This window comes from Arenibacter sp. ARW7G5Y1, from assembly GCF_003201775.1.
Taxonomy (GTDB): domain Bacteria; phylum Bacteroidota; class Bacteroidia; order Flavobacteriales; family Flavobacteriaceae; genus Arenibacter.
This window is the reverse complement of the sequence record NZ_QJJZ01000022.1, coordinates 1-25162: the sequence shown is the minus strand read 5'-3', so window position 1 is coordinate 25162 and position 25162 is coordinate 1. Positions and strand designations below refer to the sequence as shown.

Below are 25162 nucleotides of genomic sequence, written 5' to 3'. Positions count from 1 at the left end.
TTCGTCAGCAGTATTTAAGAACAAGGTGATAGCTGTTTTTAATCTGCTGCTACAGGCTTAACTGTTGCTAACCTATTGTTCAACTCTAAAAATCAATAAGATGGTACGAATCATTAATTTTAAACAGTACACTAGTGAAGAAGGAAAGGTATTTAATGTTCTAGAACTTCAAGGAGGGATTGAGATGGTAAAATCCCAACAAACTGATAGGTTTTATGCCACTGCCAGAAAGGCTACCATTCCATCAACCTTTGATGAAAATACTTGTAAAGCCCTAATTGGAACAGAGCTTGCAGGTAAAATAGTCAAGGTTGATACTGAACCTTATGATTACACTATTCCAGAATCCGGGGAGGTTATAGAGCTTTCTCATAGATATGAATATCAACCAGAGGAAGCACCAAGACCTTTAGTGGAAAAATCCAATTCAACTGTTGAGGATTTCGTGAAATTTGACAAGCTTCAGGAAAAATTCTCTTCTAATGGAGTAATGTAATCACTAACCAAACAGCTAATATCGTATAAGGGTACTTTGTAACTCTTACTTGATTTTAGCTGTTTTTAATATTTAATACACATGAAAAGTATAATAAAAGAAATTTCCATTTCTTATGAATCGGGAATAAAAAATAGAGTAAGAATTTCCAGTAGCGAAAAAGCTTATGAAGCTTTCTTATCAAGTTGGGATATGGGGTTGATTGAGTTGCAGGAAGAGTTTAAAGTCTTATTGCTAAATAGAAGTAATATAGTTTTAGGAATATGTAGTTTATCAAAAGGTGGCGTGTCTGGAACCGTGGTAGATGCTAAATTACTATATTCGGTGGCGTTGAAATGTAGTGCCTGTTCTATTATTGTGGCCCATAATCATCCAAGTGGGAATCTAAAGGCAAGTGAAGCAGACATAAGTTTAACTAAAAAATTAAAACAAGCAGCTTCGTATTTAGACATTCAGTTTTTAGATCATTTGATAATAGCAAAAGATGGATTTTCCAGTTTATCGGACAAAGGTTTATTTTAATATTGCACAAGCCTACTTGAACTCTGTAGTAGTTTAAAGGCATTAATTATTAAATTAAAAATTAGTAACATTATTATTAATAGCGTTTTATTTAAATACATTAAGGTCCATGATTAATATTCTAAAGGTTATATGTATAATTTTGATGGTCTCTTGCCAGCCAAATGACTGCGAGAAACTTCCAAATTCCTTTACCTCTTATCAAGATGGTTTAAGTACCGTTACTAATTCTACTTTTGCTTTTATAGACCAAGTTGATACTTCGGAAAGTTCTTGGATAAGAGGAGCACAATATTATAGCTGTAATAATGACTTTGGTTTTATGGTGCTTTCTACCGATTCCAAGAAATATTTACATCAAGGCATACCGCTAAGCGTTTGGAAAGAGTTCAAAGAATCTCCTTCTTTTGGAAGCTTTTATAACCGGAACATAAAAGGCCGATATCAATTACAGCTCAATTAAGACATGAATGAAGTTGGATTTTATCAAGAATATATAGCTGAGTTATATCCTTTTTCAGAAAGCGATTTAGCCTTTTTTAAAGATGTAATTGACTTTAAAATACTATCCGCAAATAAGAAAATGAAATGGTCTTATGAATTGATTGAAGAATTTAGAGATTTTTGGGATTGGAAAAGTTTAGACAGTAATAAAGCTGTTTTTGAAAAGGTTACATTGGGATTGCTCTTTCCTGATAAGGTGGATTTGCCCAAATGTGATTGTTATAGGATGGAAGATTTTTGTGAAGACTCAAGCTGCACGATTAATGCGAAAAGGTTAATTTATCATTCAAGGTTATACGATGAAAATGTTGACATCTATCTACGAATCGCGATTTTATGTGATACTGGCCTATTAAATCGAGAAATGATTTTTGAACTGTATAGAAATGAAGATGCAGGTCTGATTGAAGAATTGATAAAATCTTCCTTCCATAATAATAGCTAAAATTTGAAAATTTCAACTACCTCAATTTTCAATGCTTGGGCAACTTTGCATAATGTTAAATAGGTAGGATTAACACGACCCGCTTCTAATCTTGAGACATTTGACTTCTCAAATTCACATTCTAAGGCCAATTCACGCTGCGAAATACCTTTTTCATGACGAAGTTCACGGATTCTTTTTCCGAGCCTTTTAATTAGTATTTCTTGTTCATTTTCAGGAATCATGAAATTGCCTTTTATGGCAACTCAATTTTTGTTTTATATTTGATTAAAAGGTTATCATATATGGCACATTGCCTAAAATGAAAAGTTTTGTAAATCAGTTGTCATATTAACCAATTTTAAGTTATTTAAGTATGGAAATAATCGAGAAGAAGATATCAACAACAATAATTATTGTTTCTCTATTACTTATTATATACAGTTTATTAGCAAAAGACTTTGACCCCTATTTTGATCAACAGATTTATAATTTGGTGGAGAATAATTTTGAAATTCCTCTGAGCTACTATTTTGTCAACATTTTTGGAATCGATATGCCTTATAGGGGTACATTATTACTTCTCATAATCTTTCTAGGAATGGGCATTTATTTATTCATTTATAAATCAGATGCAGAAATTAAAGTATTATATTCTAATTTCAGAAGAAAAATTGAATCGCTGTATTTCTCTATGGGCGACAAATTAAAGAGCTATGTAAATTCTTTAAAAAGAACTGAAAAAAATCCAATTCAGTTGGCCACTCAAAATTTAGACAGAGCCAGTAATATTAATACTAAAACTAATAAGTTTAAAATTATTGATTCTATATATATTGTGGCCTTTATAGCACTTTCAATTTCTAGTTACTTTAAACATAGTGATATTTTAATGATTCAAAAATCGGTTTCATCATATTATGAACTAGTAGTTTTTGATAAAGTAATTGAGCAGAAAGAAGCTCTAAATACCTCTGAAGGTTTTTTGATGGAAGCTGTAGTCATGTCAAAAGCACTTGGTTCAAATTCTACGTCAACAATTTTAATTACTTCAATAATATTAATCTTGATAATTTTAATAGAACAGATTAACCGAAAAAAGTTCTACAGAAACAGCTTTTTACTTAATACTTCTGTAATAATAATTATTTGGCTAATAATTACCGGAGTTTTCATTGGGCATGTTAATAATAAAGGTGACGAAGCTATAAGTGTAATAAATAGTTCCGTTGAAAATACCCAATAAGAAACGAATTTTATAGGTAAAATATTTAATTTTAAACGAATACAATTTTACTTTTAATGACAATCAGGTTAAACATAGGTTAAACATTTTAGAGATAATCGGATAAAATCTGAAACTATAGGAAAATATTAAAATTAGAAATCCTATTATTATGGACGATTTGCAAACAAATGAAACTATATGATACTATAGTTGAAGTGCCTTCTAAGCAGGCGGTCGAAGGTTCGAATCCTTCTGCCATCACTTTAAAAATCCGTAACAAGCTTTTAAATAAGTAGTTACGGATTTTTTAGTTTATTACTTGTACGATTATTGTATTATTAAATAATCTTATTATGTTGCAGTCATTATTTTTTTGCGATAGGCCATTGGTGTAATCCCAGTTTCTCTTTTAAATAAATAACTCATATAGGAAACATGATCAAAACCAGATTTTTCTGCAATATCCAGTAAACTTAGGTCGGTTTGACCCAAAAGTTCCTTTAAACGATTTACCCGAATCCTTTGCAATTCCTTATATGGGGTTCTACCAACAAAGGTTAGAAATCTTTTCTCAAATACTCTGCGTGTCATAGGAACAAAATTAAGTATATCATTGATATCAAAAGTACCTGTGTTGGCATGTTCATAGATATAGTGCATAGCCTTTGAGATATGGGGGTCTTCTATTGCCATAGAATCTGTGGATCGTCTTTTTTCTATACCTAGTGGTGCAATGAAATTGGTAATTTGGACATCCTTTTGCCCCTTCATCAGTTTGTCTAACAGCCTTGCGGCTGTGTAACCCGTTTTATAGGTGTCTGGAATTACACTTGTAAGTGAAGGAGAGCAAAGTTCACAAATAAGTGGGTCATTATCAACACCGATAACCGCTACTTCTTCTGGCACCAAAAACCCAGCCTTGTGGCTAGCATCAATAATTAATCGCCCGAGTTGGTCATATGCAGAAAATATTCCTATTGGTTTTGGTAAGGTCGTCAACCAAGATTCCATATTTTTTTGCTCTTCAATTAAATTGATTTTTTGATTGATGGCAAAATTATGGGAATAACAATGAATTCCCTTTATTTTAAGCATATCAATAAAATGCTTGGCTCGCCATTCCGACCAATTGAATCCGGTGCCTACGTAGCCAAAATTTTTAAAGCCGCATTCAATTAGATGATCAAGGGCCATTTTGGCAATAAAATTATCATCTGTTTCCACCCATGGGATTCCAGGAACTAAGTTGGCGGAGCTCATGTCAATTGTTGGTAGATTACAGTTCTTGACCAATTCCGCAATGGCCATATTTTCAATTCGTGCGATGATACCGTCTCCCTTCCAGGACAATAACCATTCTGGATTCGGTTCTCCTCTACTATATTCACCGAGATGAACATCCCATTGGTCACGTTCTTTTATATAACCATAAATTCCCTTTATTATTCCTCTGGAATATTCATTTGAGGTCTCTAGGAGCAAGGCAACTCTATGTCTACTTTTAGAGATGTTCTTCATAGGGTCATAATGTTATTTTCTTTTATAATATTTAGCTTCTTTTATTTCGTGTTATAACGCAGATATTTAATTAGATGGTCCTTTTTGATGGTGCCTGGGTGTTTTAGGTTCTATGAATATAAACTATGCGCCTAGAAAGTTAAATATCTTATTTAAAATTATATAATTAAGGTCAACCTCACAAATATTAATGGTATTAGTTAATAAATATCAGTTAATTCTTGCACTATTGTTTGAAAATTCTTGGTCATTAAGGGTGATTCATTAATTATTATTAGTTTTATGGTTTATATGTTATAGAATTTATAATAGTAATAACTGGTGTCTAAAAAGAAATAAATCTGATGCTGGTAAAATATCTAAATAAATAGTCCAAATGTCATATTGTTTTAAAGTAATCTAATTTATAAGTTTGAACATGTTATTTATACACCCACTTCCTTGGGTGGGGATTGTTGTCATTGGAATTGTCATATGGATGTCCTTTTAGACTGTTATGTATAAATACCGAAAAATAGATTTTTGGGACCTTACTTTTTGAGATGCGTTGTTCTATACTGGAAGATATTAGTGGAACTCGATATTAGAAGGTAAAATCATCAGGATTTACATTTATGATGGTAGCACGATAGTCACTCTTTAATGGAGAAGTGATTTGTTATAATAACCAGCCAATTAGCCTTTTATACTATGTAAAGGCTTCGACTAACTTTTGAAAAACACATTATATAATGCCAGACCTAATTAAAGAGTGTTTGGGTATTCTTTTAGGAAATTGCCCGAAATTAAAAATATCATTTTTTTTACTGTTGATGAGTGTACTTCAACTCCATGCAGGCGCTACTTTTGATATTGCTTCGAAGTCATTGACCATTGAAAAAACAAATGTCCAGCAAGTAGTATCGGGCACTGTGGTCGATCAAATGGGAACTCCATTACCTGGGGCAAACATCGTGGAAAAAGGTACTACCAATGGGGTAACCGCAGATTTTGATGGAAACTTTTCCATTGATCTATCGGGCGGCAACACGATTTTGGTGGTTTCTTATATTGGTTATGCAACAAAAGAAGTTCCGGTTCTTGGGCAAGCTAATTTAATTATTGCTTTGGAAGAAAGTGCATCTGGACTGGATGAGGTTGTCGTTGTTGGTTATGGGACGCAAAAAAAAATTAATTTAACCGGAGCTGTATCTACTGTTCAAGCAGAAGATTTAACTCAGGTTAAAGCTCCCAATGTTACAGATATGTTGACTGGTAAGGCACCTGGCCTGTTCATAAAGCAGAACGGGGGCGTGCCTGGTGCCGACGTGGGGGCGCTTAGTATAAGGGGCTTTGGTGCGCCTTTGGTACTTGTTGATGGTGTTGAAGGTTCATGGAATCGTATGGATCCTAACGAAATAGAGTCTATAAGTGTATTAAAAGATGCTGCCGCGGCCGTATATGGTGCACGAGCTGGGAATGGTGTAGTTCTCATTACAACTAAGAGGGGAAAAGCTGGTGAAACTATGATAACTTATTCTAGAAACTACTCATTTCAAAGGGCCGCCACGGTTCCGGAGTGGGTTCCATCATGGAAAATGGCCGAACTTAAAAGGGAAGGGGAGTTGAATAGTCAATTGCCCTATACGTACACAGAAGCGGAAGTACAAAAATTCAAGGATGGGAATGATCCAAACTATCCAAATGAAAATTGGTATGAGGCTACTTTGAAAAAGCAGTCTACTATGGATTCCCACACTCTTAGTGCTTCGGGGGGAACGGAGAAGGTAAAGTATTTTCTAAATGCAGGTTACTTAAATCAGAATTCCCTTTTTAGGTCGGATGACCTAAAGTTTGGGAGGTATAATTTTCGATCTAATATTGATGTTCAGATTACGGACCGAGTCAATGTTACTTTTAACGCCGCATATAGAAACGAACAGACGGATTCGCCTCATATGAAACAAATAGGTGTAGCTGCAAATGGTATCGGCCAAACATGGACTCAATTGCAATCAGCTCAGCCAATGTTGCCGGCAGCTTTGCCAGATCCTACGCTGGGCGGGGCATATTCTGGCTTTCAAAGTAGGAGCCCTATTGCTAATAGTACTAGTGATTTTAGCGGATTTGAATCGTTGAATGAAAAGTTTTTTTCAGGTAGAGTTAGCTTGAATTACAAAATCCCTGGCATCAATGGCCTGGTGGCAAATGCAACGCTAAATTATAACACCCAAGAGCGATATAATAAAATTCAAGACAAGGTATTTAGGGTGTTGAGCTACAACTACGACAGTGATGATTATACGGAATGGCCCAGTAATGGAACCAACTCCTTAAATGAAGAAACATACAGATATACTAGCATCTATCCTTTAGTAACTTTAAATTATAAAAATACTTTTAAAAAGCATTCGTTTGAAGGACTTCTGCTGGCCGAAGGGATTGATACAGAATCTTCATTCTTAGAAGCTGGAAGAGTGGATTTAATAGCGCAAGATTTACCCTATCTCTTCGTTGGGTCTACGGCTAATTTGACGAACAATGGTGGGGCAGAAGAAACGGGCCGAGTTAGTTACGTAGGTCGAGTTAACTATTCATATCTCGGAAAGTATCTTATTGAAGGAACAGTTCGGTTTGATGCTTCACATAAATTTCCATCTAATTCCCGATGGGGTACATTTCCAAGTATTTCGGCAGCATGGAGAATTTCTGAGGAATCATTTATTCAGAACAACCTTTCTTGGATTAGTAATCTCAAGCTTCGAGCCTCATACAGCAATACGGGGAATGATAATGTAACTGCATTTCGGTATCTGACTGGATATCAAATCTTGCAAGACCAATCGGATGTGTATCTCTTCGGTGACGATTTGTATAGGGAGATTCGTACTACGGGACTGCCTAATCGAGATATTACCTGGTTAGAAAATACAAGTTATAATATCGGGTTGGATGCTTCTTTTGGTAATGGTTTAATTGGCTTGGAGTTTGATTGGTTTTATAGATTAACGGATAATATATTCGCCCAACCTATAGATAACTATCCTTCGACCTTTGGTGCCGTACTACCTCAATTAAATCTAAATTCAACCGAAGATCGAGGAGTTGAACTTACTTTGACTCACAAAAATAACATTGGTAAAGATTTTCGATACAATTTATGGGGCTCTGTAAGTTATGCGCGTGAAAAATATAAGAAGTGGGCAGAAAGTCCTTTTGATGATCCAGATGAGATAAGGATTTTTCAAAAATCAGGAAATTACACAAATAGATGGATTGGATACAAGTCAGATGGTTTGTTTATGAGCCAAGATGAGATAGATAATCACCCCGTTAATCAGGATCAAGCAGACAACGCAACTATTCGCCCCGGTGACATTAAATATATCGATATTAATGGGGATAACGTTATAGATTTTAGAGATCAAGATGAAATTGGATACGGTACCTTTCCAGATTTGACTTACGCCTTAAATATGCAATTAGATTATAAAGGGTTTAGTTTGTCAGCTATGTTTCAAGGTGCCTCTATGTTCAATAATTACATTGGAGGTTCATTGGCTAAGCCGCTGACAAACAATAGTGTTCCTTATGAATTCCAGTACAAATATAGATGGCAGCCAGATCCAGAAAACCCCGATGTAAATATTAATCCTGAGGCAAGGTTGCCGGCTATTTTGGGGGATGATAGTGGAACTAGTTTAAATAACCAGAAAGTGTCGGATTTTTGGTTGAAAGATGCTACTTATATTCGGCTAAAAAACCTTAGCATGGGATATGATTTTCCAGAAACATTGATTGGTCAAATAGGATTAAAAGGGTTAAGGATGAATTTAACAGGTAGTAATTTGTTTACGTTAAGTAAATTAGGAATTTATAAGGATACAGTTGATCCAGAATCCACCGGCGGTCAACAATTTTATCCCGTTTTACAGACATTTTCAATTGGCTTTGATATAAAATTATAAAAAATCATGAAAAAATTTTTAGTATTATTGTTAGTTATATTCGTGGGGTGCGCTGATTATCTTGATAAAGAACCTTTAGCACTTATTTCGGAAGATCTTGTTTTTGAAGACCCTGTTCTTGTGGACTCTTATCTTGCCGATTTATATAATCGGGTCGATTTTTCGGGTATTGAGGGCAACCCGGAAAACACCAACTTTGCCATGATTTCCTCGATGGGTGGAGAAGGCAGGTCATATGGGACGCATCATCCAGCTTATCGAAATTCAACCAATGTAATAACTGCGGCCGCAAACCTCGGTGGACTTGACTATTGGAAATACAATAATATCAGGGAATGTAATAATTTTATAGAAAGAATTTCGGAATCTGTTTTGGAATCCTCAACTATAGAACAACGTCGTGCTGAAGTTCGTTTTTTAAGGGCTTATATGTACTTTCAAATGGTAATTCGATATGGAGGGGTACCCATTGTTACGGAAGTGCTACAGTTGGATGCGGCAGAAGAAGATATTTATGTCTTTCGAAATTCCGAAAAGGAAGTTTATGATTTTATTATTTCGGAATTGGATGCAATAGCACAAGTATTACCTCCGCAACAATCTGGAGAAAATAAAGGACGCCCATCAAAAATGGCGGCATTGGCTTTAAAAAGCAGGGCTGCCTTGTATGCTGCCAGTATTGCCAAATTTGGACAGCAACAGTTAGACGGACTTTTAGGTTTTCCATCAGGTGATGTAGATTATTATGCCCAACTTAGTTATGATGCATCCCAAGCGATTATCACCGGCGGATACCATACGTTATATGATAAATACCCAGATCCTACTGAGAATTTTCAAAATCTCTTTCTTGATGAATCACCTGACAACTCTGAAATAATAATGGCCGAGGTGTACGATTATAGCAAAAATAGAGCCCATGGTTTTACTATGCGTTCTGCACCGCATGAATTTTCTAATACATTCTCAACCATGTTATACCTATATGATTTTACGGAAAGGTTTGAATTTGAGGATGGATCACCAGGCACTTCAATTTCTAGGGAACAAATTGAGTCACAAGAATGGTCTCCTGATCAGCTTTGGAATAACCGAGACCCCCGTTTTAAGGCATCGGTATTTTACCCTGAAAGTCCTTGGAAGGGTGGTAATGTATATTTTCACAGTGGAACCCTACGGAATGGTGAAATTCTTTCTTCTGGAACTTCTGAAGACGGTTGGCCATACAAAGCATCGTCTCGTAATACAACGCGGACAGGATTTATGGTTAGGAAAAGAACCAATGAAAATATAGATGTTACACCGGTTTTTACTGACGATACGGATCATATTGTCTTTAGATTGGGAGAAATATACCTCAATTTAGCGGAGGCGGCCTTTTATTTAGGACAGGATGGAGAAGCATTGGTCACACTAAATGACTTAAGGCAAAGAGCGGGAATGCCACCAAAACTGACCATTGATATGGATATTATTCAAAATGAAAGGCTAGTAGAGCTAACATGGGAAGATCACAGTTATTGGGATATACGTCGCTGGCGAATTGCCAAGGAAGTATTGGATGGCAAACGGATGCAGGGATTGAAATATATTTATAATTATGACACCAAATTGTATCAGATTACATTTGCAAATGGCGAAGGAATAGCACGCATATTTTTGGATCACTATTATTATTTGCCACTGGGAGTTGACCGTGTTTTAGAAAACCCTAATCTTATCGAAAATCCTGGTTATTAATATTTTAGGACTGGTGATTAGTTATATCAATACGGATTATGCTTTGTTTCTTGAATGAACCATAAGAGATGAAATCAAGAAATTCTTTTAGTATTGCTTGAATCCTATAATAAAATATGAAAATGATGTTAAGACAATCAAATATTGAGGCTTGCACCAACCTGAATATGGCATACAGGTTTTTACATAAGAGTAGTAATTTGTATCTGTTTTTTTTACTACTAATAGTTCCTCTAATAGTAGTAGCTCAAACAGATAAGCAGCCAAATATCGTTTTGTTTTATGTAGATGATTTGGGGTGGGCAGATGTAGGCTGTTATGGTAGTACTTTTTATGAAACCCCGAACATAGATGCACTTGCAAAATCTGGTGTAAGATTCACCGATGCGTATGCTGCTTGTCATGTTTGTTCTCCAAGTAGGGCGAGTCTTTTATCAGGGAAATATCCGGCTACCATTAATTTGACAGACTGGCTTCCAGGGCGTCGAAATTTTCCGTTTCAGAGATTTCTTAATGTTGATATTAATCAACAATTACCTTATGAAGAGACGACGATAGCCGAGACTCTAAAAAGTATTGGGTATAAAACGGCAATCATCGGCAAATGGCATTTGGGCGATGATCCCTCCAATCCTATGGCCCATGGGTTTGATAGCCATATACCAGATTGGCCTAAGGGATGGCCGGGTCCAGGTGGATATATCGCTCCATTTAGCTTGAAAGGATTGGAGGACGCCAAAGAAGGCAGTTATCTTACAGATATACTTACCGATAAAGCCCTAAAGTATATTGAAAGTAATAAAGAGAATCCATTCTTTTTATATATGTCACATTATGCTGTTCATGACCCTATTCAGGGAAGAAAGGACTTGGTTTCAAAATATGAAAATAAGCTGCTAAAAGCGGAAGCGAGCCCCTCTGCGGATTATATACTTGAAGGGAATCCAGACAATCCTAACAATCCAACAAGGGAAGAATTGGAATTACTCATAAAAACGGAGGATTACAAACCTTATAAGGTGTTGCCAAATGAAACCGTTAAAGTTAAACAAAAGCAGGATAACGTCGAGTTTGCAGGAATGGTTGAAAGTATGGATGAAAGTTTAGGTCGTATAATGAAAAAACTTGAAGCGCTTAACATTGCTGATAATACGATAATAATTTTCTATTCTGACAATGGTGGAATGTCCGCGGCAAATGTTGGTAATCCGAAGAGGATAGTCCCTGAAGAGAAACAGGACAAAGCATATTCAACCTCCAACTTGCCATTGAGAGGGGCTAAAGGTTGGTTGTATGAAGGGGGTATTCGAGTTCCATTAATAATAAAATGGCCGAAAAAAGGAAAACAAGGTACTGTGTCTTCAATGCCGGTAGCAGCCGTTGATATTTTTCCAACCATATTGGATATGGTTGGTTCTTCCAAAAGTGTTCCCAAGGATAAAGAAGGAGTAGATATTTCACCTGTTCTACGTGGAAAAAATATGAAAAGAGGGCCTATCTATTGGCATTTTCCACATTATAGTAATCACGGGATGCAGAGTCCTGGAGGAGCTATTCGGGATGGCGATTATAAACTATTGGAGTACTTTGAAAATGGAACGGTACAATTGTTTAATCTGAGAAATGATATAGGGGAACAGAATGATTTGTCGAAAATTGAAATCGAAAAAACTAAAGAACTAAAAGATAAACTTCATAAATGGAGGGAAAAAGTCGGAGCAAAAATGATGAAGCCTAACCCTGATTACGATTCCGAGGTAAAGCCTGATGAATTTTATAAATATATTAAAAAACAATAAAAAATGATATAGGATGTACTTGCCCGTGATTTGGAACTTCACTGATTTGACTTTTATAATAAATCGTTTGGGTATCAGTTCTGTAATTTGCAAATGGTCCTTTTCAATGTAGTTGATTTTTAATTCTGTCTAAAAAATAATTATATAATGAAATGTATTCATATTGTTCTGTTGATCTTTACCTATGTACTTTCAGCTCAAACCTTCGAAGTTCCTGATGTGAGGAGGCCCAATATTCTATTTTGTATTTCCGATGACCAGTCCTGGTTACATACCACTGCAATGGGTGATCAGGTAATAAACACCCCTGCATTTGATAAAATAGCTAATGAGGGCATCCTTTTTATGAATGCCTATGCGGACGCTCCCTCCTGTGGTCCTTCACGTGCAGCAATATTGTCAGGCCAGCATATATGGCGTTTAAGAGAAGCAGGTAATATCCATAGTAATTTCCCGGAAGATTTGGTCAATTACCAGAGTCTACTTGAAAAGTCTGGTTATTTTACTGGTTCCTATTCCAAAGCATGGGGCCCAGGAAAAATTAAAACGAATAGTGGTTGGGTGTTCACAGGAGAAACTAAAATGAACCCGGCCGGTTACAGATTTAATAACTTTAAAGAATTCAATAAAACCCGACCCAGGGACAGACCCTTTTCGTTTTGGTTTGGCAGTGCTGACCCGCATAGACCATATAGGTTGAACTCGGGAAAGGAATCAGGTATGGACATAACTGCAGTGAGGGTTCCTCCGGTGTTCCCCGATAATGATATAGTACGTAACGACATCCTGGACTATTATTACGCAATACAAAGGTTTGATGATGAGGTTATGAAGGTGTTGCAAATGCTTGAGGATGAAGGGATTTTGGATAGTACGATTGTAGTATTCGCTAGTGACAATGGTATGCCTTTCCCCCGGGCTAAAGCAACCCTATATGATATGGGAACCCATGTGCCCTTAGCCATCCGGTGGCCAGAAAAATTGTCCTCCCAAGATAAAGTATATGATGGTTTTATTACACTGAGCGATTTAGCACCTACTTTTTTGGAGGCGGCAAATCTAAAGATTCCAAAAGATATGACGGGCAAGAGTCTAATGCCTATTTTACTAGGCAAAAAAGATGAAAACAGGGCTTATAGAAAGTCGGCCTATACCGCTATGGAAAGGCATGATGGCTGTAGATCGGGTGGTAAAGGGTATCCTTGCAGGGCAATTAGAACGAAGAATTTCCTTTATATCCGGAATTATGAACCAGATCGTTGGCCAGCGGGGGATCCGGATTTAAAAAATTGTGCGCGTATGATTCCCTATGGTGAGGTAGCGCCAAGCCCGACTAAAACCTTTATGATGGGCAATGAAAGCAAGTTTCCTGATCTTTTTAAACTCACATTTGGCATGCGACCTAACGAGGAATTGTATGATATAAGGGAAGACCCATTTCAAATGAACAACTTGGCCATGGAGGAAAAATATAAGGACATTAAGATTAGTTTAAGCGGGCAGCTGATTCTGTATACGCAAATGACAGGCGATCCACGAGCGTTAGGGCGATTTGCCCCATGGGATTATTACCCATATTATGGAGCGATGCCAAACAAGAATTGGCAAGTAATAAAGGAATGATACGTATACTGAAACTCATAATAATATATTACAATAAAACTTTCGATTTTGAGAATACTACTTTTGTTTTTAATGTTTTGTGTTTTAGGGCGTGATAAGGTAGCTGGATTTCAAAAGCCTAATATCTTAATTTGTATTGCTGATGATGTCTCCTATCCGCACATGGGCATGGATAACGGCTGGATAAAAACACCTGCTTTCAACCGGGTAGTAAAGAAGGGAATTCTTTTTTCAAATGCCTTCACGCCCAATGGTAAATGTGCTCCTTCGAGAGCATGTCTATTGACTGGTCGTAATCCTTGGCAATTGGAAGAGGCAGCCAATATGTGGGCTTACTTTCCTTCGAAATATAAAACTTATCCCGAAGCCCTTATGGGAATTGGTTATTTTGTTGGATTTACCGGTAAACCCTGGGCACCGGGAGAACCAGGAAAAAAAGGTGGTAAATCAAGGGAGTTATGCGGACAAAACTGGAGTTCAAAGAAACTTTTGCCGCCGACAAAGAATATCTCTAATATCGACTATTCCTCGAATTTTATCAACTTTCTTAGAAACAAGCCTAAGGATAAGCCTTTTTGTTTTTGGTACGGAGCACATGAACCACATAGGCGTTATGAATATAAATCGGGGATTAGATCAGGTAAAAAAATAACGGATATAAATAATGTTCCCGCATTTTTTCCAGATAATGAGGTGGTGAGAACGGATCTTTTGGATTACGCATTGGAGATCGAACATTTTGATTCGCACTTGGGTAAAATTCTTGATTATTTGGAGCAAACAGGCGATTTAGCAAATACAATTGTAATTGTAACAGCAGATAACGGCATGCCCTTTCCCCGTGCCAAATCCGATGAATATAACTTCTCTAACCACGTTCCCTTGACAATTATGTGGGGAAACGGAATTGAATCTCCCGGAAGGACCGTTGAAAGCTATGTCTCCCTCGTTGATATAGCACCGACTTTGTTTGACATTGCTGGTATAATGAATGAGGAGGATTATGGTGTACAAGTATTTTCGGGCAAAAGCTTACTTCCCATATTTAATGAACCTAAGAGTAGGGTGCCAATCCGAGATTTTGTACTCATTGGTAAAGAAAAACATGGTATTGGAAGACCAGATGATCTAGGATATCCCATAAGAGGGATTGTAAAAAATGGGATGTTGTACCTGTACAATTACAATAATAATCTGTGGCCTGTAGGTCCACCTCAAACCGGCTATTCAAATGTAGATGGCAGCCCTACCAAAACAGAAATACTGAAAACCCGTAAATCGCCTGAAAAAAAATATTTGTGGAAATTATCATTTGCCAAACGGAGGGTAGAAGAGTTATACAGTTTAAGCAATGATCCTTATTGCATCAATAATTTAATAGACTCTGCTGATTACAAGGGAATTGGGAGAGCTATGAGGACGGAAATGGAAAATGAATTGAAAAAAGAAGCTGACCCGAGAATACTCGGTAATGGCAATATTTTTCAAAACTATGAATCTTCGAATAGAAGATATAAAAATGCCTATAATCGAATTGTAAATCTAAAGGAGGCTCTAGTTCCATCTTGGATCAATGCATCAGATATCGAAGCCGATTTTGTTGAATAAATTAAACGAAAAAAATGCTAAAATCAAGAATTAGGAAATTAAAAATAATGGCCATGTTTCTTATATGCGGTACTTTGGCAATGCTTGGCAATCCAAGAAAGGGTTTCGATATACAGCAAAAAGGAAAAAGTCCAAATGTCATAATTATAATGACGGATGACCAAGGGTATCCGGAACTTTCAATTCACGGAAATCCTTTGTTGAGAACCCCTAATCTGGATGAATTGGCTAGAAAGAGTGTAAGATTTGGTGATTTTCATGTTTCACCTATGTGTGCACCTACTCGAGGGCAGCTACTTACGGGAATGGATGCGGTAAAAAACGGAACAGTAAACGTTAGTAGCGGCAGAGGACTGTTAGATCCTAATATGCTTACTATAGGTGATATTTTCACTGCCAATGGTTACCGCACTGGAATCTTCGGAAAATGGCATAATGGAGAGAATTATCCCTTTAGGCCGGAGGACCGTGGATTCCAACAAACTGTATGGTTTCCCTCATCTCATATTGGGTCGGTTCCCGACTACTGGGGAAACGATTATTTTGACGATTCCTACTGGAACAACGGAAAACGTAAAAAGTTTGAAGGGTATTGTACAGATATTTTTTTCGACGAGGCTATGAAGTTTATTGAGCTATCTGTGCAAGAAGGCAAGCCTTTTTTCACCTTTCTGCCAACTAATACTCCCCATGGACCTTTTATAGCCAAGGAGGAAGATTTAATGGCAATAGAAAAAGCCTATGAAAATTCTCCGTTTGCAGACGATAAGCAGCTTGGGAAGCGCTTGATTCCATATTTGGCTATGATAAGAAACATTGACTCCAATATAGGGAGACTTTTTAACTTTCTTGAGAAAAATGAATTGAGAGATGATACCATAGTAATATTTTTAACCGATAACGGCAGTATAATGGGAACTCGATATTTCAATGCCAATATGAGGGGAATGAAGACAGAGCTTTGGGATGGAGGTCATAGAGTTCCATTCTTTATTTCATGGCCAAACGGAAATTTCAAGGCCAAATCAGGAATTGAAATAGAGGGATTGACAGAAGTTCAGGACATTCTTCCCACTTTGGTTGAACTTTGTAGTCTAAACAAACCTATACCCTTGGATTTTGACGGAACAAGTCTAGTACCTGTATTGAGAGGCGAACAAAATATCTCTGAAGACAGGATGCTTGTAATAAATTATAGCAGAATGCCTGGTGGTTTTAATTATCCTTCCCCTTTTGGGCAATCCATTGTGAGAAAGAATGGGGCTGCTGTTCTATGGAAAGGTTGGCGAATGTTGGAGAGTAGAGAATTGTATAACAGGGAAAACGATCCACTGCAACAAAACAATGTATATGATCAAAATCCCAAGGTCGTAGCTAAAATGCAGGACCATTTGGACAACTGGTGGGATGGGGTCAAAGATAAAGTAAACATACCCCATAGGATAATTATTGGAAATGAAAATGCAAATCCGGTAATGTTGACCGCATGCGACTGGCTTGATGTGTTTGTTGATCAGCAGAGTCAAATACGACGAGGTGTTCGCAAAAATGGTTACTGGAGCCTTGATGTGGACAAAGAAGGTGAATACGAATTCGAACTCAGACGTTGGCCAAGGGAAGTTGATGCGGCCATAAGTGCAGGCATCCCTAAACATAGGAATACTACTTCTAAAAGAAATAATGTAGGTGTAGCCTTACCCATTGTCACTGCTAAAATATATATTGGAGGTGTCAACCTTAGAACGGTAGCGGAAAAGAAACCTTATGGATTTGAGGGGCTTGTGAAGCAGGTATCGCCAGATGACAAGTTTGTTACCTTCAATATTAGGCTAAAACCAGGTTCAATTTACCTACATACTTTTTTTGATGATAAGGCAGGAGAAAATGTTTGTGGGGCTTATTACGTGTATGTAAAACGGAAATAATGGCCTTTGCGCAATTAAATTAAAGGATTTATGCACTGTAACTGAGTAAAAAAAAGCGGTACACAAGACGAATTTTGGACTATTTGCAAATAATAATTAGCATGAAAATAATAATTAGCACGAAAAGAATATTAACTCTACTGTTTGGGTTTACAATGTTGATGGCCTGTAAACAAAAAAAAGAAAAGGGGATGGCTTCGGCAAATATGAAGGAGTACAGCTTCCAAATTGTACAGACAGATACAGAAATAAAGGTGTTGCCCAATGGTGAGACTTCGGCTGTTGTTATACAAAACGTAAAACCTGATTTTAGACCGTATATCCACCCTATTTTAGCACCGGGTTCGGAAGTGGAATTGACCCAGGTCAGTCCAGGGCACCACAAACATCAGACCGGGCTATATTGGGGCTTTACCCGGGTAAACGGGAGTGGTGCCTCAGCCGATGAATTGAAAAAATGGTTTTACAAACCGGAAAAGCCAATGGATGTCCATGATAAGATTGGTCTGGACTTTTTTCACAATCCTGATGGGGAGTATTGGCAAAAAGTCTCAGCGGAGGTGTTGACTCCTAAAGGCAAGGAGGTGCAGTGGCGAATTGTCTATAACATGTTGGATGTAGACAAGAATCCGATTCTAAAAGAGACTCAAACGTGGACCTTTACGGAGAAAGATAATAAATATTTTTTAAGTCTAGAGTGGCAAGGTGAGGCGTTAATCGATATTACCGTAAACGAGTTCGATTATGGCGGGCTTTTCCTTAGAATGCCTTGGAAGAAGGGTGTAGATGGGGAAGTGAAAAATGCTGCATTACAAAAAAATGAAAAGGCTAATGGGCAAAGGGCAATGTGGGTGGATGCCGGAATGCAAATCGAAGGCCTTGAAGATTGGGGCCATATTGCCATTTTTGATCATACCATGAATCAAGGATATCCACAGCCATGGCGAGTAGACAAGCAGTTTGGGGTGGGGCCAGTATTGTCAAAAATGGGAGATTGGCATATAAAGAAAGGGGAGGTTAAAGTTTTTCAGCATCAGGTTGTTGCTTATGCCGGAAATTTGGACGAAACCAAAATGAACGAATTGTGGGGAGCCTATGTTGGGAGTAAAGGGAAGTACAAGGATGCATCTTTGTGGAAACTAGCCCAACAAGAGGGTAGGGAGGCTAAGTTTCTAAGCCCTAAGGAAGCGGTCGAGGCTATGACTGTAAAAGAGGGCTACAGGGCTAAAGTCTTTGCCTCTGAGCCAATGATAACTCAGCCAATTGCCTTTTGTTGGGACGACAAGGGTAGAATGTGGATTGCGGAAAACAGGGATTACGAAACTAGAAGGTCGGGCTTTTCTGGATCTGGAGATAGCCGTATCCTTATTTTAGAGGATACGAATCATGATGGTATAGCAGACAGCAAAAAAATCTTTATGGAAGGGATCCCGTTTCCTTCTGCTATAGCAGTTGGACATGGGGGGGTATTTATTGGTGCGCCACCGAACCTACTTTTTGTGCCAGACAAGAATGGAGACGACATAGCAGATGAAAAGGATATAAAAGTATTATTGACCGGTTGGGGGATACGTGATCGGCATGAGACTATTAATAGTTTTCATTGGGGACCTGACGGCTGGCTCTATGGACTTGAGGGGTTTGCGACACCATCGAAAATCCGAAAACCTAAGGAGGGTGAAGGTAGACTCTATAAGCACAGAGATGAATTTCCTAAAGATTTATTAGAAGGCGATGGAGTGGATATCAATGGAGGTGTATGGAGGTACCATCCTTTAAAAGACCAATTCGAAGTGGTTGCGCATGGCTTTAGTAATCCGTGGGGAATCGACTATGATTCCAAGGGGCAATTATTCATCACTGCCTGTGTAATACCTCATATGTTCCATGTTTTTCAAGGAGGTATTTATCACCGACAGGGTGGACAGCATTTTAACCCATATGTGTACGAGGATATCAAGACCATTGTGGACCATAGGCACCGTTCGGCACATGGAGGCGCAAGGATTTACCAGTCCGATGCCTTCCCTACCGAAGTACAGGGAAGGCTATTTATGGCGAACATCCATGATCACGGAATATTATCTGATATCCTTACACCAAATAAATCAGGGTATACCGCTGGCCACGGTGATGATTTTATGATGGCCAACAATGCTCAATTTGTAGGGTTCAGTATGGAAATTGGTCCAGCTGGGAACCTTTACGTATTAGATTGGCACGATGCAGAAATATGCGGAAACGATGTGCTTAATAAGGAAACGGGTAGAGTTTTTAGAATCGAACCTGAAAAGTCATTAGCCGAAAATTGGCCGGGAAGATTTGATGATTTGAACGAAAAAACCGATGCCGAGTTGGTGGAATTGCAGTTGAGCAAAAGCAATTGGCATGCACAACGGGCGCGGGTCATATTACAGTACCGTGCCTCCAAGAGAACCTTGGAGAGTAAGGCAATTGTGAGATTGAATGAAATAATGGATAATCATAAAAATGAAGATACTAGGCTTCGTGCATTGTGGTCACTCTGGATAACCAACAATTTAAATACGGAAAAACTGCTAGATCTTTTGGATGACAAAGATGAATATGTACGCGCCTGGACTATCCAGTTTTTAGTAGAAGATGCAAATCCATCGTCAAAAATAGTCAATAGACTGACCGATTTAGCAAAAAAGGAAGCTTCTCCTGTTGTCAGGCGATACTTAGCAGGATCATTACAGCGCATGGTAGAAAAGGATCGATGGGGAATTATATCAGAATTGGTACAATATAATGAGGATGCTGATGACCCGAATATCCCTATGATGCTTTGGTACGGGCTAGAGCCTTTGGTTGCAAAACAGCCAGAGAGGGCATTGGATATGGCAAGACAAAGTAAAATTCCGTCATTGGTTCAAAAAATAGCAAGAAGGTTGGTTGATGGCAATAAAATGGAAAAGTTGATTGCCAACATTGGTAAGAAGTCTGATATGCAGGCAGAACTTTTGAATGGTCTGTTGGCCGGCATGGAAGGGAATTCAGATCTGCGAGAACCTTCAAATTGGGCTGCCACATACAAACATTTAAAATTGAACCCAGAACTTTCTACGAGAGCTGATGAGGTTGCCCAAGGATTCGGCAACGCCGAAATAGTTGAAAAAATGCTCGTAACTTTAAAAGATCCTAATGGTGATATTGACGATAAAAAGAGAGCAATCCAAGGACTGGCTTCAAAACAAAATCTTGCATTACAAGATATTATCCCAAAATTATTGGAACATTCAGACTTACGGTCGGAGGTGATTAAAGCGATAGCTTTTTATGAAACCCCTGACTTAGGAAGGGTATTGTTCCAAAAATATGAGAGTTTTAATGTAGCTGAAAAAGAAGAAGCTATAATGACATTGGCCTCGCGACCAATGTACGGTAGGTTGTTGGGCAATGCCCTTAAAAATGGTAAAATATCAAAATCAGATATTCCCGCACACGTGGTCTTACAATTGCGAGCTGTACTTGGTAACGGTTTTGTGGAGATATGGGGCCCTATCGATGATATATCGCAAACCTTACAAGTGGAGTATAGAAAATATTCTGCTTTGCTGACCGATGATGCAATTTCTAAGGCAAGCCCTTCCAATGGTAAGGGAATCTTTCAAAGAACATGCGCTATGTGTCATATGTTGCATGGAGAAGGTGGAGAAATAGGCCCTGACCTAACTGGATCCAATCGGAACAATACGACCTATTTGATGAGTAATATTTTGAATCCAAGCGGAGATGTACAGGATGATTATAAACTGGTGGTCATCACTACACAGAACGGTCGTACCTATAGCGGAAATATTATTGGGGAGAATGACAGGAACATAACCTTGCGCGTGGTAGGCCAGGATCCGGTGATTATCAATAAATCTCAAATACTTACTAAGGATATTTCTGAAAAATCAATGATGCCCGAGGGGCTTTTGAACAATCTGACCGATAAGGAAGTATTGGATTTGATCGCCTATTTGAAAAAACTGGAGCCGTCCACATAGCTCGCAATCACACAGATATTATGAACAAAAAATAAATATTGTAAAATGATCGGACAATGAAATATGGAGAAATTATTGACTCACTGCATTTTGTATAAAAGGAAGGGGTAATTCATCGTAGCAATAACCAAAATTCACCTTTACATAAAACCCAAGTGAAGAATAAATTAATTACTGAACCAAATAATCACAGATATGAGTGCAAATAATAACAAAAGACTTTTTTACGGTAGTTGTTTTGCAATAATTACTACGGCTTTCTCTTTCAGTATACGAGCAGGGATACTACCTGAATTGGCGGAGACCTTTGATCTGTCTGCCAAGCAGTTGGGCTTCATAAATCAAATGTGGTTTATTGGATTTCCAATTGCTATGGTTATTGGTGGCTTATTTTATCATGTAATTGGACCAAAAAGAATCATGCAATGCGCCTTTTTTGCTCATTCTGCGGGAATCCTCTTGACCATTTATTCAGGCGGATATGTTGGGCTGTTAATTTCTACACTTCTAATCGGAATTGGCAATGGATGTACAGAAGCGGCTTGTAACCCTATGATTGCAGATAGTTACGAAGGTAAGACAATGAATATGCTTATGAACCGATTCCACATGTGGTTTCCAGGTGGAATTGTATTAGGAAGTTTAGTATCTTTTGTTATGACTGGTTTAGATCTGGGGTGGCAGGCACAAATTTGGATTTTCTTTGTGCCAACTATTATTTATGCCTATCTTTTTTACGGACAATCTTTTCCAAAACCAAGGATACAAGAAGCTACTACCATTAAGGGCAATTTAAAGGCCATGGTCAAGCCTCTATTTATTTTTATTGCCGTATGTATGGCTTTGACGGCCATTTCAGAATTTGGTCCAACGCAGTGGGCGCAGTTAATTTTAGAAAAGAGCGGTGCCGTACCTATGCTTGTACTGGCACTTATTACAGGTATTATGACCTTTGGTCGCTATTTTGGTGGGGAAATAGTACATAAATTTGATCAGACAGGAGTCTTATTGGGTTCAGCAATTTTTACGACACTGGGAATCTTTTTACTTAGCACACAGACCGGATTTATGATCTATGTTTCAGCAGCAATCTTTGCAGTGGGAGTATGCTATTTCTGGCCTAATATGATAGGGTTTGTAGCCCAAAAAATTCCTAAGAGCGGTGCCTTGGGTATGTCCGTAATAGGTGCTATTGGTATGTTTTCAACGTCTATTTTTCAACCGGTTATTGGTGGATGGATTGATAATGCATACGAAACGGCTACATCAATCGGATTAACGGGAGATGCATTGGACTTGGCGGCAGGACAGCAAACACTTGAAAGGATGATTACGTTCCCATTGATACTAATCATACTATTCACGATACTTTATTTTTGGATAAGGAAAAAGGAGCGACTTATGTAAATTAGGTAAAATCCCTTAGCCTGCTGTAGTTTAGGGCTGTATACGGATACTTTATAACATTTTAATTTTGCGGATGGAAGGTGAATGTTGGAGCTAGGATTTTAAATATTCATATTGTAGTAGGTTTTGGGTATGTGATTATAATATTGTCACAATTTAAAATTTAATTCCAATTTTCATCTTTGGTGGTCAGTGTGTTTACCCCATCAATATGGAATGCTTTTTACTCAAATTATGCTTTATAATTTGTTATATGATTTAGGTGGGACAGAAATGTACTATTCGAGAATGGAATAATAAAAGTGGTGAATAACGAAAAATGCCAAGTCATAAATGATCCAAGTGAACACGCATATCTTTTAGTAAGGGTAAGTAAGTCCCTAAACTAATGTAGAATATCTGAAAAACGCTGTTCATAATATAAATTAGGCAACCATATATTGTAAAAACTGCACTATGAAATACATTATTAATCTTAATGGTAACTTGTTCCTATTGATTTTTCTTATTAGTATGGTTCATGGAATATCCCAGAACAAAAAGACCAAGAAACCCAATTTTATCATCATTTTTACGGATGATCAGGGATATGGCGATCTAAGTTGTTTTGGCTCGACCATAGTAAAGACCCCGGCAATTGATGGGATGGCGCGTGAGGGGACCAAATTGACCAGTTTTTATGTTGCGGCACCATTATGTAGCCCTTCTAGGGCGGCTTTGATGACTGGGAGCTATCCAAAGCGTGTCGATATGGCCTATGGGTCTAATTTTGTGGTATTGCTTTCGGCCGATAGCAAAGGACTGAACCCGGATGAGATGACCATAGCTGAAGTTCTAAAAGATGCGGGATATGCTACAGGGATATTCGGAAAGTGGCATTTGGGAGATCAGCCCGATTTTCTGCCTACGAAACAAGGTTTTGAGGAGTTCTTTGGAATACCTTACAGTCATGATATTCATCCGCAACACCCAAATGAGAAATTTAATTTCCCTCCTTTGGCCTTAATGGAAGGAGAAAAAGTTATTGAAATGGATCCCAATGCGGACTTCCTTACTAAAAGAATAACGGAGAGAGCCGTAGGTTTTATAGAAAAGAACAAAGAGCGGCCATTCTTTCTATATGTTCCCCACCCGTTGCCGCACAAACCGCTTCATGTATCACCGCCTTTCATGGAAACGGTTGATGAAAGTATAAAGGATGAATTAAAAAAAGAAGGTGAAGGGGTGGACTATAAGACACGTGATTTACTTTACCCACAGGCTATAAGTGAAATTGATTGGTCCGTAGGCCAAATCCTAAAAACCTTAAAGAACTTGGGACTTTCCGAAAACACTTTTGTTGTTTTTACTTCGGATAATGGACCTGCCGTAGGCAGTGCCGGTCCACTTAGAGGAGGAAAGGGAACTACTTTGGAAGGAGGCATGAGAGAGCCTACCGTTATGTGCTGGCCAGGGGTTATTCCTGCCGGGAGCACAAATGATGAATTGATGACCACGATGGATCTGCTACCCACCTTTGCGAAACTTGCAGGAGGCAAATTACCCCAAGACAGGGTCTTGGACGGTAAGGATATTTTTCCAACACTGTTGGGCAATAGAAAAAGTCCGCACAACACATTTTTTTATTACAAGGGCAATGAGCTTAGTGCCGTTCGTATGGGTGAATGGAAATTGCACGTTGAACGGAACAAACCAGAAGCCTTGTATCATTTGGGTAGTAATATAGGAGAGTCCCTAAATCTTCTTGGCCAAAATGATAGGGTGGTCAAAAAACTTCTCGATCAGATTGCAAAATTTGAAAAGGAAATACGACAAAATAGTCGCCCAGCCGCATATGTGGGAAATCCTGTTGCTCTCAAAAAATAAATTGATCCCTTTGCCTAAATTAAAATTAATTATCAGTTGATTTTAAGGTCTTGATATAATTGGCGAGACTAAACAATAAATTGTAGCCGGACATTACGGAATGCTACAGCTCCGGGAAGGGGTTATCAATTTGCGAGCTAGCGTAAGAAAGGTATCTGATGGTTTGCCATGGACACGTTTTTTTTTTGATAGTAGAGTAGGGCGTAAATACGGCACAGATTTGGTGCTGGAAGTGATTAATGTGGTCGACTTTAATATTATTTTCATGGTATATTCTACGAATTGTAGGGGCCATGTTAAGGTCATAAAAGAATATTTTTCGTTGCCATTCAAGAAAGTGATCAAAAGGCCTATTCTCCTTTTATTGTATTCCGGTCATATGAAAAGTGTTTTTCTTGAAATTGTGCTCCTTCTACATAAATCCTTGAGAATTATTGAATATGATTTTTCTATATGTTGTTTTCATGTGTAATATATCTTATATGGATGGTGTTGTCAATTGGTCATCTCCTAATGGTTTTTTGGATCTTTGCAGGCTG

General features: G+C 37.9%; 16 protein-coding genes. 14 read left to right on the top strand and 2 right to left on the bottom strand.

All coding sequences use genetic code 11. The annotated features are described in order from the left end of the window. Nucleotides 1-100 precede the first annotated feature (100 nt). The 4 genes from C7972_RS21545 to C7972_RS21530 all read left to right on the top strand — a co-directional run bounded on the left by C7972_RS21545 (nt 101) and on the right by C7972_RS21530 (nt 1967). The gene (locus tag C7972_RS21545; protein ID WP_258364921.1) at nt 101-496 is read left to right on the top strand and encodes a hypothetical protein; all 396 of its coding nucleotides are present in this window, start codon (nt 101-103) and stop codon (nt 494-496) included. 81 nt (nt 497-577) lie between these two features. After that, complete coding sequence (locus C7972_RS21540; RefSeq protein WP_110358237.1) at nt 578-1018, top strand: RadC family protein; 441 nt, start codon at nt 578-580, stop codon at nt 1016-1018. Nucleotides 1019-1127: 109 nt separating this feature from the next. Then, the gene (locus C7972_RS21535) at nt 1128-1481 is read left to right on the top strand and encodes a KTSC domain-containing protein (RefSeq protein ID WP_110358236.1); all 354 of its coding nucleotides are present in this window, start codon (nt 1128-1130) and stop codon (nt 1479-1481) included. A gap of 3 nt (nt 1482-1484) precedes the next feature. Continuing rightward, entirely contained in the window at nt 1485-1967 is a 483-nt protein-coding gene (locus C7972_RS21530; protein ID WP_110358235.1) for a hypothetical protein, read from the top strand. On the opposite strand, the gene C7972_RS21525 is transcribed toward C7972_RS21530, so the two are convergent. Further along, nucleotides 1964-2191 carry a helix-turn-helix domain-containing protein gene (locus C7972_RS21525; RefSeq protein WP_110358234.1) on the bottom strand — a complete coding sequence of 76 codons (228 nt, stop codon included), beginning with the start codon at nt 2189-2191 and terminating at the stop codon, nt 1964-1966. The genes C7972_RS21530 and C7972_RS21525 overlap by 4 nt on opposite strands. Nucleotides 2192-2322: 131 nt before the next feature. On the opposite strand from C7972_RS21525, the gene C7972_RS21520 reads away from it, so the two are divergent. Further along, nucleotides 2323-3192, top strand: a complete 870-nt coding sequence (locus tag C7972_RS21520; protein WP_110358233.1) for a hypothetical protein — start codon at nt 2323-2325, stop codon at nt 3190-3192. Nucleotides 3193-3525: 333 nt separating this feature from the next. Here C7972_RS21520 and C7972_RS21515 read toward each other — a convergent pair whose 3' ends face one another. Beyond that, nucleotides 3526-4692, bottom strand: coding sequence for a XylR family transcriptional regulator (locus C7972_RS21515; protein WP_110358232.1), 1167 nt, complete (start codon nt 4690-4692; stop codon nt 3526-3528). 731 nt (nt 4693-5423) lie between these two features. Here C7972_RS21515 and C7972_RS21510 point away from each other — a divergent pair. The 9 genes from C7972_RS21510 to C7972_RS21470 all read left to right on the top strand — a co-directional run bounded on the left by C7972_RS21510 (nt 5424) and on the right by C7972_RS21470 (nt 24623). Continuing rightward, entirely contained in the window at nt 5424-8639 is a 3216-nt protein-coding gene (locus tag C7972_RS21510) for a TonB-dependent receptor (protein WP_110358231.1), read from the top strand. A gap of 6 nt (nt 8640-8645) precedes the next feature. Then, nucleotides 8646-10379, top strand: coding sequence for a RagB/SusD family nutrient uptake outer membrane protein (locus tag C7972_RS21505; RefSeq protein ID WP_110358230.1), 1734 nt, complete (start codon nt 8646-8648; stop codon nt 10377-10379). 122 nt (nt 10380-10501) lie between these two features. Then, nucleotides 10502-12178, top strand: coding sequence for a sulfatase (locus tag C7972_RS21500; RefSeq protein ID WP_220020935.1), 1677 nt, complete (start codon nt 10502-10504; stop codon nt 12176-12178). Nucleotides 12179-12325: 147 nt separating this feature from the next. After that, a complete protein-coding gene (locus C7972_RS21495; protein ID WP_110358229.1) occupies nt 12326-13801 on the top strand; it encodes a sulfatase in 1476 nt (491 codons plus the stop codon). Nucleotides 13802-13849: 48 nt separating this feature from the next. Continuing rightward, nucleotides 13850-15409 carry a sulfatase gene (locus C7972_RS21490; RefSeq protein WP_220020934.1) on the top strand — a complete coding sequence of 520 codons (1560 nt, stop codon included), beginning with the start codon at nt 13850-13852 and terminating at the stop codon, nt 15407-15409. A 14-nt stretch (nt 15410-15423) separates the two neighbouring features. Next, nucleotides 15424-17334 carry an arylsulfatase gene (locus C7972_RS21485; RefSeq protein WP_110358227.1) on the top strand — a complete coding sequence of 637 codons (1911 nt, stop codon included), beginning with the start codon at nt 15424-15426 and terminating at the stop codon, nt 17332-17334. 101 nt (nt 17335-17435) lie between these two features. Further along, nucleotides 17436-21350 carry a PVC-type heme-binding CxxCH protein gene (locus C7972_RS21480; protein WP_220020933.1) on the top strand — a complete coding sequence of 1305 codons (3915 nt, stop codon included), beginning with the start codon at nt 17436-17438 and terminating at the stop codon, nt 21348-21350. A 195-nt stretch (nt 21351-21545) separates the two neighbouring features. Beyond that, a complete protein-coding gene (locus C7972_RS21475; RefSeq protein WP_110358226.1) occupies nt 21546-22757 on the top strand; it encodes a sugar MFS transporter in 1212 nt (403 codons plus the stop codon). Nucleotides 22758-23213: 456 nt separating this feature from the next. Then, nucleotides 23214-24623, top strand: coding sequence for a sulfatase (locus tag C7972_RS21470; RefSeq protein WP_110358225.1), 1410 nt, complete (start codon nt 23214-23216; stop codon nt 24621-24623). Nucleotides 24624-25162 lie beyond the last annotated feature (539 nt).